We start from the raw sequence: 13,400 nt of genomic DNA, 5'->3' as shown, positions 1-13,400 counted from the left end.
GTAGTGCCCCCTGAGGGCCCTGCAAGGGGTAACCCCCGCACACGCACGGAGGCCGGCCCCCGCCTCTTCCCGGAGGAAGGGCGGAAACCGGCCTCAGATGCCGAATTCGCGGGACGGCGGCGGCAGTTGCGCCACCGGCGAGCCCGGCCGAAAGATGGGCCGGGCTTTGCCCGGTGCTTAGCCGTGCTTGGCGCGCGACGCGGTGCGCCCGCGCTGCTTCTGGTCCAGGACGACCTTGCGGATCCGCACGGTCTCCGGGGTCACCTCGATGCACTCGTCGTCGCGGCAGAACTCCAGGGACTGCTCGAGCGACAGCTTGCGGGCGGGCACGACGTTCTCCGTCGTGTCCGCGGAAGCCGCACGCATGTTGGTGAGCTTCTTCTCCTTGGTGATGTTCACGTCCATGTCGTCGGCGCGCGAGTTCTCGCCGACGATCATGCCCTCGTACACCTCGGTGCCGGCCTCGGTGAAGATGACACCGCGCTCCTGGAGGTTGACCATCGCGAACGGCGTGACCGAACCCGAGCGGTCCGCGACGAGCGAGCCGTTGTGACGGGTGCGCAGGTCGCCGAACCACGGCTCGTGACCCTCGAAGATCGAGTGCGCGATGCCGGTGCCGCGAGTCTGGGTCAGGAACTCCGTACGGAAGCCGATGAGGCCACGCGACGGAACGATCCACTCCATGCGGATCCAGCCGGAGCCGTGGTTGGTCATCGTCTCCATGCGGCCCTTGCGGGTCGCCATCAGCTGCGTGATGGCGCCGAGGTGCTCCTCGGGCGAGTCGATCGTCATGCGCTCGATCGGCTCGTACGTCTTGCCGTCGATCTGCTTGGTGACGACCTCGGGCTTGCCGACGGTCAGCTCGAAGCCCTCGCGGCGCATCTGCTCGACCAGGATGGCGAGCGCGAGCTCACCACGGCCCTGGACCTCCCAGGCGTCGGGACGCTCGGTGTCCAGGACACGGAGCGAGACGTTACCGATGAGCTCCTTGTCCAGGCGGTCCTTCACCTGACGGGCGGTGACCTTGTGGCCCTTGCCGCCCTTGCCGACGAGCGGCGAGGTGTTGGTGCCGATGGTCATGGAGATCGCGGGCTCGTCCACCGTGATGAGCGGGAGCGCGATGGGGTTCTCGGGGTCGGCGAGGGTCTCACCGATCATGATCTCCGGGATACCGGCGATGGCGCAGATGTCACCGGGGCCCGCCTTCTCGGCGGGCTTGCGGGTGAGCGCCTCGGTCATCATCAGCTCGGTGATGCGGACGTTGGACTGCGAGCCGTCACGCTTGATCCAGGTGACGGTCTGGCCCTTGCGCAGCTCGCCCTGCTCGACGCGGCACAGCGCGATACGGCCGAGGAAGTTGTCGGCGTCCAGGTTCGTGACGTGCGCCTGGAGGGGCGCGTCCTCGTCGTACTTCGGGGCCGGGACGGTCTCCAGGATCGTGGAGAAGAACGGCTCCAGGTTCTCGCTGTCGGCCGGGACGGTGCCGTCCTCCGGCTTGGTCAGCGAGGCGACGCCGTCACGGGCGCAGGCGTAGACGATCGGGAACTCGATCTGGTCCTCGTCCGCGTCCAGGTCCAGGAAGAGGTCGTACGTCTCGTCGACGACCTCGGCGATGCGGGAGTCCGGACGGTCCGTCTTGTTGATGCAGAGGATCACCGGCATCTTCGCGGCGAGGGCCTTGCGCAGGACGAAGCGGGTCTGGGGCAGCGGACCCTCGGAGGCGTCCACGAGGAGGACGACCGCGTCCACCATCGACAGGCCGCGCTCGACCTCACCACCGAAGTCGGCGTGGCCGGGGGTGTCGATGATGTTGATGGTGATGACGTCGCCGCCATCCTTGGGGTGGTACTTGACGGCCGTGTTCTTGGCCAGGATCGTGATGCCCTTCTCACGCTCCAGGTCGTTCGAGTCCATCATGCGGTCGTCGAGGGACTCTGCCGCATGCGCGGCGAAGGAGCCGGCCTGCTTGAGCATGGCGTCGACCAGGGTGGTCTTGCCATGGTCGACGTGGGCGACGATGGCAACATTACGAATGTCATGGCGCGTGGGCATACGAGCTGCGCTTCTCCCGGGAAGAGTGGATGGCCGCGCGTACGGTCCGGCACGCGTGCCCTGCCGGGCAGAACACGCCACGGCCTCACCCCAGTCTACGTCCCTCACGCGGAGGAGACCTCCGCGGGGGGCTGACGATGGGGTTGACCTGGGGTTTTACCGGTCTCAGCCAGAAACTCCGAGCGTGCGACGCCCCCTCCCCGGTCATCCGGTCGCGGGCGAGGGGCGGGGTCGGGAAAAAGGGGCAGGGGTGTCCCGGGTCAAGGGGTGGGGACGACCTTGCCCGCCGCGGGGGGCGGCGGGCAAGGGAGTTGAGGGGAATCTGAGCCTGACCTGCGGCGGAGCTACTTCGCCGCGGGCTTGGCGCCCTGCTTCAGGAAGCCCATGTCCTCATAGTTCGGCACCTGGAATCCGAACGCCCCCGCGTTCGCGAGGTTCGTGCGGGCCGCCATCAGCTGGGGGCGCTGATAGAGAGGAATCGATCCTGCTTCGGCCCAGATACGGGCGTCGGCCTTCTTGACCAGCGCACGGCTCTCGTCCTCGTCCAGCTCCCCCATCGCCTGGTCGAACAACTGGTCGATGTGATCCGTGCCGACCCGCGTGTAGTTCTGCTCGACGTTCAGCGACCCGTCCGCGGCCGGCACCGGCTTGGCGAAGATCGGGCGCGCGTCCGTGGCCGGGAACGCCGTCGCGGGCCAGGAGTAGAGGGCGAGGTCGTACTGCCCGGAAGCGATGTGGTCCTTGAAGTAGCTCTCGTCGGCCACCTTCGCCGTCTCCGTACGGATGCCGATCTTCTCCAGCATCCGCGAGATCTGGTCGGCCACCGTCCGCAGCGACTCCGAGCCCTCACCGGACGGCAGGACGAAGCGGAGGGTGAGCGGCTTGCCGTCCTTGGCCATGGGACCGCCCGCCGCAGCGGTGGCGGCCGGTGCCGCGGTCCCCTTGGGGGCGTACGCGCCGGGCGCACCTCCCTTCGCGGCCTGCTTGTCCGCACGCTTCTCGGCTCGCTTCTCCGCCTGCTGCTTGGCGTGCCCGCCGGGGTCCTTCTTCTTCTCCTTGTCCGCCTCACCGGGAGCCGCGAGGGTGTCCGCCTGGCGGGTCAGCGCCGCCCACTGGTAGGCCGCCGCCGGAGCGGGCGCGAGCACCGAGGTGCCGCTGTCGCCCGGCTTCTGGTCGTCCTCGCCGACGACGTACGTGCCGTCGTCACCCGAGTCGCCGTCGGAGCCCGCGTCGGAGTCCGCGTCGGCATCGGAATCGGACTTCGCCTTCTTGGTGTCCGCCTCGCCCCCGGCCGTCTTCCCCTTCGGCTCCTTCAGCGGGCCGCCCGGCGTCCACCCCGCGTCGGCGAGCAGCGCCCGCGCCTCCGCCGTGTCCTGGTCACCGAGGGCCCCGCTGTTGTCCGCGTACGCGTGCTGGCCGGCGAGGGCCAGGTGACTGCCGACCGGCTCGGCGGGCAGGCCGAGCGGCGAGAGGACCGCCTTGGCGAGCTCCTCGCGGTCGAGCGCCCTGGCCACCGCACGCCGCACCCGGTCATCGGCGAGCGGCCCCTCGGTGCCGTTGAGGGCGAGCTGGGTGTAGGCCGGTTCGAGTGACTTGCGGACGGTGTAGCCCCGCAGACCCGACTGTTCGGTGGCGTACTTCTTGATGGCCTTGCCGGTCCGCTCGCGGGCCAGCTGCTCGGAGTCGGCCGCCTCCTCGTCGGAGCCGTGCGCGACCGCCCAGGACCGCAGCGCCTTGGCGGGAGTCAGCTGCGCCTCGGGGCCGTGACCGAGCGGGCCCTGGACGCCCTTGTCGCGGGCCGCGTTCGTGATGCGCCGGGCCTCGGGGGCGTCGATCTCGGCCAGGTCGACCTTGCCCTCGGCGAGCGCGGCGGCCCGCTTCTCGCGCGGCACCTCGCGCAGCACCAGCTTGGAGAGCTTCGCCGGCCTGCCCCACCAGCGCGGGTTGCGCACCAGCGTGACCTCGTCCGCCTTGCTGTCGAAGTCCTGCACCGCGAACGGCCCCGCGCTCACCTTGAGCTTGCGCCGCGCGCCGTCGTTGAAGGTGTCGGGAGTGCCCATGACCTCCTTCGGGTACAGCGGCGAGAAGAGCGAACGCCAGTCCGCGTACGGCTTGTCGAAGGTGACACGCACCTCCAGGTTGTCCGCGCCGCGCTCGATCTTCCCGATGCGGTCGTAGCCCGCGTTGCGCGCCGTCCAGTACGCGCTGTCCTTCCCGGACAGGGCGCGCTGCTGCGCGGCGAAGTCATCGGCGCCGATCTCCCGGCCGTCGCTCCACACCGCCTGCTGGTTGAGCTTGTAGAGCACCACCTGCTTGGGCTCGCGCTCGACGACCTCCGCGGACTCCAGGAAATCGCTGTTCCGCTCCGCCCTGCCCTGCGCGTCGAGACGGAACATCGACGGCAGGACGGCTCCCGCGATCCGTGACGTGCCCGCGTCCGCATCCGACTGGAAGGAGTTGAGGGTCTCCGGCATCGACTCGACGGCCCAGTTCATGGTCCCGCCGTCGGCGACGTGGTCCCGGGCCGCGGGCGCGATGTCCTGGCCCGCGGTCGGGGAGCCCGCCTCGTCCTGGGAGCTGCAGGCGGCGAGGGCGGGCAGGGCTAGCACGCCCGTGGCGAGGAACACGGCAGATCTCAGTCTGGCGCGGTCTGGGGACATGACGGGTACCTCCGGGGCTCGCCCGGCCGCCCGCTACCAGGACCGGGCCGGGTTTGATCACGTTTGGCGGTATATGGAGCTGATCACATCTATCGATCCACTGAAGGGGACGGGACCCGGCGCACGGGAGCGACACGGCGTGGGGGCGCCATATCCCACTCGTGCGGCCCAACCACGGGTGACCGAGCGTGACGAAGACCCCGGCCCGCGCCCGAGGCACGGCCGCCGCGGTGGCGTACACCCCGGCGCATTTCAGCGCGTACGAGCCGGGAATCCCTGCAGATCCCTTCACAAGCCGGGATGTGACGCGCGACACTCGCAGGCGCATGAACGTTGCCGCCGCACCCCTGAAGTGAGGGCAAGTCATGGCTCTGCAGGATGATCTGACGGCTGTTCAGCGATGCGTCGACGATCTGGCCCGCACCGTCGGCAAGCTGGAGCAGCAGGTCGGCGAGGGTTCCCGGGGTGGTCTTGCCGGGATCGACGTGCGCCGCGTCCGCACGGACGCCGACCGTCTGCGTGAGAGCGTCGCGTTCCTGCGCGCCGCGGCCCAGGATCCCGCCGCCGCTCCGGCAAAGCGGCCCGACCTGGTCACCATCCCCGACGCGCCGTACGACAGCTCGCTGTGGACGGACTCGGACGACGAGGGCCTGGGCGCGAGCGACCGGCGTGCCCCTTGAGCTGCCGCGCCCGCCCTGAGCAGCGCCTTTCTGAGCAGCGCCTTTCTGAGCCTCGCCGTTCTGAGGACCGCCGATCTGAGGACAAAGGAGTGGAGCCTCGTTGGCCACTGGCACGGAACCCCATCTGAAAAGCGGTCAGGATCCCGGCGGCGTACGAGCGGCCACGCGCGCCGCGATCAGCGCTGCCCATCTGCGGACCGACCGCTGGTGGCTCGCGCCCGCGGCGACCGCCGCCGGTCTCTTCGCCTTCATCGTCTACTCGACGTGGCGGGCCTTCGCGAACGCGGACTACTACGCGGCGCCCTACGTCTCACCGTTCTACTCGCCCTGCCTCGCCGAGAACTGCGAGCCGATGCGGTCAGGGCCCAACTGGGAGATCTTCGGCAGCTGGTGGGGCCTCTCCCCCGCCCTGCTCATCCTGATCTTCCCGCTCGGCTTCCGCCTGACCTGCTACTACTACCGCAAGGCCTACTACCGCGGCTTCTGGGCCTCACCGCCCGCCTGCGCGGTCGCCGAGCCGCACAAGAAGTACTCCGGAGAGACCCGGTTCCCGCTCATCCTGCAGAACATCCACCGCTACTTCTTCTACGCGGCGGTCCCGGTGGCAGGCATCCTCACGTACGACACGGTGCTTTCGTTCCGCGATGAGCACTACGCGTGGGGCCACATGGGCGTCGGCACGCTCGTCATGCTGGTCAACATCGTGCTGATCTGGGCATACACCCTCTCCTGCCACTCCTGCCGGCACATCGTCGGCGGCAAGCTCAAGCACTTCTCCAAGCACCCCGTGCGCTACCGCATGTGGCAGTGGGTCGGAAAGCTGAACGCCCGGCACATGCTGCTCGCCTGGGCCTCCCTGGTGAGTGTGGCGCTCGCCGACTTCTACGTGTATCTGATCGCGTCCGGCGTCTTCGACGATCCGAGGTTGTTCTGATGTCTCAAGTGGAGCGGCAGCAGTGGGATGTTGTCGTCGTGGGAGCCGGAGGAGCGGGCCTGCGGGCCGCGATCGAGGCACGTGAGCAGGGCGCCCGTACGGCCGTGATCTGCAAGTCCCTGTTCGGCAAGGCCCATACGGTGATGGCCGAGGGTGGCATCGCCGCCTCCATGGGCAACGTGAACTCCGGCGACAACTGGCAGGTCCACTTCCGCGACACCCTGCGCGGCGGCAAGTTCCTCAACCAGTGGCGGATGGCCGAGCTGCACGCGCGCGAAGCTCCCGACCGCGTGTGGGAGCTGGAGACCTGGGGCGCCCTGTTCGACCGTACGGCGGACGGGCGGATCTCCCAGCGCAACTTCGGGGGGCACGAGTACCCACGGCTTGCGCACGTGGGCGACCGCACCGGCCTCGAACTCATCCGCACGCTTCAACAGAAGATCGTCTCCCTCCAGCAGGAGGACGAACGCGAATTCGGCGACCACGAAGCGCGGTTGAAGGTCTTCCAGGAGTGCACGGTCACCCGCGTCCTCAAGGAGGGCGAGCGGGTCAGCGGCACGTTCTGTTACGACCGCGAGTCCGGCCGCTTCTTCGTCCTCGACGCGCCGAGCGTGGTCCTGGCCACCGGTGGCATCGGCAAGTCCTTCAAGGTGACATCCAACTCGTGGGAGTACACCGGTGACGGACACGCCCTCGCGCTGCTCGCCGGGGCGCCGCTCCTGAACATGGAGTTCGTGCAGTTCCACCCGACGGGCATGGTCTGGCCGCCCTCGGTGAAGGGCATCCTGGTCACCGAGTCGGTGCGCGGCGACGGCGGGGTACTGCGGAACTCCGAAGGCAAGCGGTTCATGTTCGACTACGTACCGGACGTCTTCAAGGAGAAGTACGCCCAGTCGGAGGAAGAGGGCGACCGCTGGTACGAGGACCCCGACCACAACCGCCGCCCCCCTGAGCTGCTGCCCCGCGACGAGGTGGCGCGCGCCATCAACTCCGAGGTGAAGGCGGGCCGCGGCTCACCGCACGGCGGGGTCTTCCTCGACGTGTCGACGCGCATGCCGGCCGAGGTCATCCGACGCCGACTGCCCTCCATGTACCACCAGTTCAAGGAGCTCGCGGACGTCGACATCACCGCCGAGGCGATGGAGGTCGGCCCGACCTGCCACTACGTGATGGGCGGTATCGCGGTCGAGTCGGACACCGCAGCGGCACGACGCGTACCGGGCCTGTTCGCGGCCGGAGAGGTCGCGGGCGGCATGCACGGCTCCAACCGGCTCGGCGGCAACTCCCTCTCCGACCTGCTCGTCTTCGGGCGGCGGGCCGGGCTGCACGCGGCGCGGTACGCCTCCGGGCTCACCGGGGCGGGCGCCAGGCCGGTGATCGACGACGTCCAGGTGGACACGGCGGCGGCCGAGGCGCTGCGGCCGTTCAGCGCGGAGGGCCCCGATACCGGGGCGACGCCGGAGAATCCGTACACCCTCCACCAGGAACTCCAGCAGACGATGAACGACCTGGTCGGCATCATCCGCCGCGAGGCCGAGATGGAACAGGCCCTGGAGAAGCTGGCGGAGCTGCGGGTGCGGGCACGGCGGGCCGGCGTCGAGGGCCACCGCCAGTTCAACCCCGGCTGGCACCTCGCGCTCGACCTGCGCAACATGCTCCTGGTCAGCGAGTGCGTCGCACGGGCCGCCCTGGAGCGCACGGAGAGCCGCGGCGGGCACACCCGCGAGGACCATCCGGGCATGAACCGCGAATGGCGCCGCGCGAACCTGCTCTGCCAACTCACCGACCCGTCGGGAGGGTTGGCGGCGACGGATCCCGTACGCGGCCAGATCGACCTGGTGCGGGTCACCACCGAACCCATCCGAGACGACCTGCTTGCTCTCTTCGAGAAGGAAGAGCTGGTCAAGTACCTGGCCGAAGAGGAGCTTTTCGAGTGAGTGGTACCGCTACGCCGAGTTCTCCCGGTGCTTCCAGTACGTCGTACGACGCCAGGTTCCGGGTCTGGCGCGGGAACGTCGAGGGCGGCGACCTGGAGGACTTCAAGGTCGAGGTCAACGAAGGCGAGGTCGTCCTCGACATCATCCACCGCCTCCAGGCGACCCAGGCCCCCGACCTGGCGGTGCGCTGGAACTGCAAGGCGGGCAAGTGCGGTTCGTGCTCGGCGGAGGTCAACGGCCGGCCGCGGCTGATGTGCATGACACGGATGTCGGTGTTCGACCGCGAGGACGTCATCACGGTGACGCCGTTGCGGGCCTTCCCCGTGGTACGGGACCTGGTGACGGACGTCGGGTTCAACTACACGAAGGCACGCGAGGTGCCGGCCTTCGTGCCGCCGGAGGGCCTCGGTCCGGGCGAGTACCGCATGCAGCAGGCGGACGTGGACCGCTCCCAGGAGTTCCGCAAGTGCATCGAGTGCTTCCTGTGCCAGGACACGTGCCATGTGGTGCGTGACCACGAGGAGAACAAGGAAGCCTTCGCCGGGCCGCGCTTCCTGATGCGGGTCGCGGAGCTGGACATGCACCCGCTGGACGCAGCCGCGGAGAGCGGCATCGACCGCAAGCGGACCGCCCAGGACGAGCACGGGCTCGGCTTGTGCAACATCACCAAGTGCTGCACGGAGGTGTGCCCGGAGGGCATCAAGATCACGGACAACGCGTTGATTCCCCTCAAGGAGCGCGCAGTTGACCGGAAGTACGATCCGCTGGTCTGGCTCGGGAACAAGATCCGGCGGCGGGGGGAGCAGTAGGGGTGCAGGGGTTGTGGGGGTAATCCCCCACAACCAAGACTCGTGATTTCCCCCATGGTCACGAGGGCGGGACGAGATCAGCATTGAGGCATGAACACTTCCTCGGCTGTGACTCGGCGCTCGGTTCTCGGACTTGCGGCAGCCGGTCTGGCGGCAACGCTGCTCACCGCCCCGGCCCCAGCGCATGCGCAACCCACGGGCAGCGGGGCGAAGCTACCCGCGCCCACGGGACCGCACCGGATCGGCACGGTGTCGGCCCGAGTCGTCGACACCTCACGGCACGACCCCTGGGTGAAGTCCGTGCCGTATCGGGAGCTGATGATCAGCGTCTGGTATCCGGTGGCGGCGGGGAGGGCCGGCGGCGCGGGCGGACACCGCCTCGCTCCGTATATGACGCCGGGAGCGGCGGAGCGCTGGAACGCCGCTTCGCCCCACGGCATACCGAAGGACGCGATCGACTTCGCCGCTCTGCGCACGCACGCGAGGGAGGGAGCGCCGGCCGATACGAGCGGGGGCCGGCGCCCGGTCCTGCTGTACGCGGCGGGCGCCAACGACCCCCGCACGTGGGGCACTTCAGCGGTTGAGGAGCTCGCGAGCCACGGCTATGTGGTGGTGACGATCGACCACACCTACGAGGCTCCGGGCGTGCAGTTCCCCGACGGCTCGGTCAAGGACGACGCCCCGCTCCGTGAGGCATTGGCGGAAGCGGAACAGGACGAAGCACTGCCCGCGCTTCTCAAGAAGGTCCTGGACGTGCGGGTGGCCGACTCGAAGTTCGTCCTGGACCGCCTCGGCTCGCTGCCGAACGGCCTGTCCGAGGTCGTGGACCGCAAGCGGGTCGGCATGTTCGGCCCGTCGGCGGGCGGCATCGCGGCCGCCGAGACCATGTTCGAGGACGACCGGGTCAAGGCAGGCATCAACATGGACGGCACCCTGGAGAACAACCCCGAGCCGAACGGCACGCATCTGACGCCGGTGGCCCGGCACGGCCTGGGCGGCCCCTTCCTCCTCATGGGCCGGCAGGGCAGTGACCGTACGACGGAACCGTCGTGGCGCGCGTTCTGGTCCCACTCGACCGGCTGGAAGCGGAACCTGACCCTGCACGGCTCGATGCACCAGACGTACACGGACCTCGCCGCGCTGCTCCCCCAGGCCGGGGTGGACGAGAAGGTCGTCGAGGAGCACATAGGCACGGTCGACCCGGGCCGCGCGGTGGCAGCACAACGTGCGTACACGACGTCGTTCTTCGACCGATGGCTGCGTGATCAGGACGATCACCTGCTGGACGGGCCTTCGGCGAAGTACCCGGAGGTGGAGTTCGCGGGGTGAGGCGCAGTCTTGCTGGAGTAGAGCGGGGGGCGGGGGCGCTGGAGGTGCCGCCCGATCTCCCGGTCGCGCGCCCCCGAAGACGGTCATACGCTCCCAAATGTGACGCCGCCCTCGCATCTGGCCGTGCGGGCGACAGCGGCAGCCACCGCACTGCTCGCGTGGTGCCTGCTGCTCCTGTCCGCCCCCGTGGCACTCGCCGCCCCGGCCGATGATCCGGTCACGCTCTCCCGTGACGGCCAGATCACCGACAAGGTGGGCGCCCTCGGTGACCGCAAAGGTGCCACCGAGCAGGCGCTCGACCAGCTCTACGACGACCGCGGCCTCCAGCTCTTCGTCGTCTACGTGCGTGACTTCTCCGGTCGCGGCGCGCAGGACTGGGCGGATGTCACGGCCGAGCGCAACGGGCTCGGTCTGGACGACCTCCTGCTCGCGGTCGCCACGCACGACCGCCAGTACGCCTACTCCGCCGACGTCGGCTCCCGGCTCACCGAGGCGCAGCTCCAGGACGTCGCGACCACCGCCATCAAGCCCGCGCTACGGCAGAACGACTGGGCCGGCGCCGCCATCGGCGCCGCGGACGGCTACAGCGCGGCGCTCACCGGCCGGCCCGTCCCCACCCCGGCCATCACCCCGGGAGCCGCCGACCCGGGAGGCGGCGGCAGCGGTGACGAGGCGGCCGCCGGTGACCTCGTGCTGCCCATCGTGGTGGTCGGCGGCGCGGGCGCCCTCGCGGCGGTGGCGTACGGAAGACGGAAGAAGCGCACCAACACGCGTACGACGCCCGGTGGCGGCGGCTGGGGCAAGGGACCGGCGGGCGGGCAGGGCGGGCAGCAGACCCCGCTCCCCGAACTCGACAAGCGGAGCAAGCAGCTCCTGGTGGAGGCCGACGACGCGATTCGTACCAGCGCGGAGGAACTCGGCTTCGCCACCGCCCAGTTCGGCGACGAGGCGGTGCGTCCCTTCACGGACGCGCTGGCGTACGCACGTTCCGAGCTGACGACGGCCTTCAAGCTGCGCCAGCAGCTGGACGACGCCTATCCGGAGGACGACGCGACCCGGCGCACGATGCTGGACGAGATCATCGCGCGCTGCACCGAGGCCGGCCGCCGCCTCGACGCGGAAGCCGCGGGCTTCGACCAGCTGCGCGCCCTCGAACGCGACGTGGCGGGGGCCCTGAACCACGCCGAGCAGATCTTCCGGGACGTCACGGGCCGCACCACCGCGGCCGAGACCACCCTCGGCACGATCCGCGAGCAGTACGCGCCGGCCGCGTCGGCGCCCGTCCTCGGCCACGTCGAGCAGGCCAAGGACCGGCTCGTGTTCGCCACGACCCATCTGAACGAGGCCCGCCAAGCCATCGACGCGGGTGACAACGGCAAGGCCGCCGTCCACCTGCGTGCCGCCGAGGGCGCAGTCGACCAGGCCGGCACCTTCGTGGACGCCGTCGAGCGCCTCGCCGCTGAACTCGCGCTGGCCGCGGAGAAGCTCCCCGCCGCGCTCACCGAGACGGAGACCGACCTCGCCGAGGCGCGCGGCCTTCTCCAAGGCACCGCGGCGGGAGCGTCCACGGCCGATCTGCACGGCCGTATCGCCCGTGCGGAGACGGTGGTCGCCGAGGTCCGCAAGACGATGGCGGCGGGCCCGTACGACCCGATCGACGCCCTGCGCCGGGTGGAGGAGGCCGACTCGGTCCTGGACGAGTCCCTCAAGGGCGCCCGCGAACGCGAGCTCACGAGCCGCCGCGCCACGGCCCTCCTCGGCCAGGCCCTGCTCACCGCGCGCAGCGCCGTGGGAACGGCGGCGGACTTCATCGGCACCCACCGGGGCGGGGTCGGCAGCGAGGCGAGGACCCGCCTGGCCGAGGCGCAGCGGCACCTCTCGGGCGCGGAGGCCGCCCAGGACACCGATGCCCCTGCCGCGCTCGCCGAGGCCCAGCAGGCCGACGCCCAGGCCCGTCAGGCCCTGCAGCTCGCCGAACGCGACGTACGCGGCTACGGCAACCCCTATGGAGGCGGTGGTGGGCGCGGCGGCGGCATGGGCGGCGCGGTGCTCGGCGGCATCATCCTCGGCGAGCTCTTCGGAGGCGGGGGCCGCGGCATGGGCGGAGGCGGCTTCGGAGGGGGCGGCTTCGGCGGAGGCGGCCCCGGAAGCTTCGGCGGCGGGGGCACGCGGGGGCGGATGGGCGGGGGCGGGAGGTTCTGAGACTCGCCCCTCCCACGCTTCTCCCACCGCCTCTCCCCCCGCCTCTCCCCTCACCCTCATATGAAGGAGCCCCGCATGACGAAGCAGACGATCCTCGGGCGCGTGGCCCAGCTCGCCAAGGCCAACATCAACTCCCTCCTCGATCAGGCCGAGGACCCGCAGAAGATGCTCGACCAGCTGATCCGCGACTACACGAACAACATCCGGGAGGCGGAGGAGGCGGTCGCGACGACGATCGGCAATCTGCGGATGCTGGAACTGGACCACAAGGAGGACCAGGACGCGGCAGCCGAATGGGGCACCAAGGCGGTCGCCGCCAGCAAGAAGGCGGACGAACTGCGCTCCGGCGGGAGCGCGGTGGAGGCAGACAAGTTCGACGGCTCGCCAAGGTCGCCTTGCAGCGCCAGTTGCAGTCCGAGCGGGAGGCCAAGGACGCCGAGCCGACGATCGTCTCGCAGACCGAGGTCGTCGACAAGCTGAAGTCCGGCCTCGACCAGATGAAGATCAAGCTGACCCAGCTCCAGTCGAAGCGCGATCAGCTGGTCGCCCGTGCCAAGACCGCGCAGGCGCAGAACCAGATGATGGACGCCGCCCAGAGCATCGATGTCCTGGACCCGGCGAGCGAGTTGAGCCGCTTCGAGGACAAGGTGCGCCGCGAGGAGGCCAGGGCGCTGGGCAAGCAGGAACTCGCCGCGTCCTCCCTCGACGCGCAGTTCGAGCAGCTGGACAGCCTGGGCGACGAGGCGGAGGTCGCGGCCCGCCTCGCCGCCCTCAAGGCCACCACGTAGCGGCCCCGC

General features: G+C 70.1%; 8 protein-coding genes and 1 pseudogene. 7 read left to right on the top strand and 2 right to left on the bottom strand.

Annotated elements, in window-relative coordinates:
- Positions 1 to 177 precede the first annotated feature (177 nt).
- Together typA and ACZ5U5_RS34830 are read right to left on the bottom strand one after the other, a co-directional pair.
- On the bottom strand, positions 178 to 2,052 hold the full coding sequence (gene typA, locus ACZ5U5_RS34835; protein WP_363209070.1) for a translational GTPase TypA: 1,875 nt from the start codon (positions 2,050 to 2,052) through the stop codon (positions 178 to 180).
- A 344-nt stretch (positions 2,053 to 2,396) separates the two neighbouring features.
- Positions 2,397 to 4,712: an ABC transporter family substrate-binding protein gene (locus tag ACZ5U5_RS34830; RefSeq protein ID WP_469029897.1), complete on the bottom strand. Its 2,316-nt coding sequence runs from the start codon at positions 4,710 to 4,712 to the stop codon at positions 2,397 to 2,399.
- A 365-nt stretch (positions 4,713 to 5,077) separates the two neighbouring features.
- Between ACZ5U5_RS34830 and ACZ5U5_RS34825 the strand changes: the two genes are divergently transcribed.
- The 7 genes and pseudogenes from ACZ5U5_RS34825 (at position 5,078) to ACZ5U5_RS34795 (ending at position 13,391) form a co-directional block, all read left to right on the top strand.
- Positions 5,078 to 5,392, top strand: coding sequence for a hypothetical protein (locus ACZ5U5_RS34825; RefSeq protein WP_469029894.1), 315 nt, complete (start codon positions 5,078 to 5,080; stop codon positions 5,390 to 5,392).
- A 100-nt stretch (positions 5,393 to 5,492) separates the two neighbouring features.
- Positions 5,493 to 6,326, top strand: coding sequence for a hypothetical protein (locus tag ACZ5U5_RS34820; protein ID WP_469029892.1), 834 nt, complete (start codon positions 5,493 to 5,495; stop codon positions 6,324 to 6,326).
- Positions 6,326 to 8,263: a fumarate reductase/succinate dehydrogenase flavoprotein subunit gene (locus ACZ5U5_RS34815; RefSeq protein WP_469029889.1), complete on the top strand. Its 1,938-nt coding sequence runs from the start codon at positions 6,326 to 6,328 to the stop codon at positions 8,261 to 8,263. The genes ACZ5U5_RS34820 and ACZ5U5_RS34815 overlap by 1 nt, the downstream gene beginning before the upstream one ends.
- The gene (locus ACZ5U5_RS34810) at positions 8,260 to 9,072 is read left to right on the top strand and encodes a succinate dehydrogenase/fumarate reductase iron-sulfur subunit (protein WP_469029887.1); all 813 of its coding nucleotides are present in this window, start codon (positions 8,260 to 8,262) and stop codon (positions 9,070 to 9,072) included. The genes ACZ5U5_RS34815 and ACZ5U5_RS34810 overlap by 4 nt, the downstream gene beginning before the upstream one ends.
- A gap of 90 nt (positions 9,073 to 9,162) precedes the next feature.
- Complete coding sequence (locus ACZ5U5_RS34805) at positions 9,163 to 10,401, top strand: alpha/beta hydrolase (RefSeq protein WP_469029885.1); 1,239 nt, start codon at positions 9,163 to 9,165, stop codon at positions 10,399 to 10,401.
- A 99-nt stretch (positions 10,402 to 10,500) separates the two neighbouring features.
- Positions 10,501 to 12,603 (top strand): TPM domain-containing protein, encoded by a 2,103-nt coding sequence (locus ACZ5U5_RS34800; protein WP_469029882.1) that lies wholly within the window; start codon positions 10,501 to 10,503, stop codon positions 12,601 to 12,603.
- Between the two features lie 75 nt (positions 12,604 to 12,678).
- A pseudogene (locus tag ACZ5U5_RS34795) lies at positions 12,679 to 13,391 on the top strand (PspA/IM30 family protein).
- Positions 13,392 to 13,400: the final 9 nt, after the last annotated feature.

The sequence above is a fragment of the Streptomyces sp. NPDC033177 genome, from assembly GCF_055577715.1.
Note: the sequence above shows the minus strand (reverse complement) of the source record. Positions and strands in the feature narration are given on the sequence as shown.

What these genes read in the sequence shown, in the direction of transcription:
- ACZ5U5_RS34830 (WP_469029897.1), bottom strand. Translation starts at nt 4,712, where the DNA reads ATGTCCCCAGACCGCGCCAGACTGAGATCTGCCGTGTTCCTCGCCACG.
- ACZ5U5_RS34805 (WP_469029885.1), top strand. Translation starts at nt 9,163, where the DNA reads ATGAACACTTCCTCGGCTGTGACTCGGCGCTCGGTTCTCGGACTTGCG.
- typA (WP_363209070.1), bottom strand. Translation starts at nt 2,052, where the DNA reads ATGCCCACGCGCCATGACATTCGTAATGTTGCCATCGTCGCCCACGTC.
- ACZ5U5_RS34815 (WP_469029889.1), top strand. Translation starts at nt 6,326, where the DNA reads ATGTCTCAAGTGGAGCGGCAGCAGTGGGATGTTGTCGTCGTGGGAGCC.
- ACZ5U5_RS34825 (WP_469029894.1), top strand. Translation starts at nt 5,078, where the DNA reads ATGGCTCTGCAGGATGATCTGACGGCTGTTCAGCGATGCGTCGACGAT.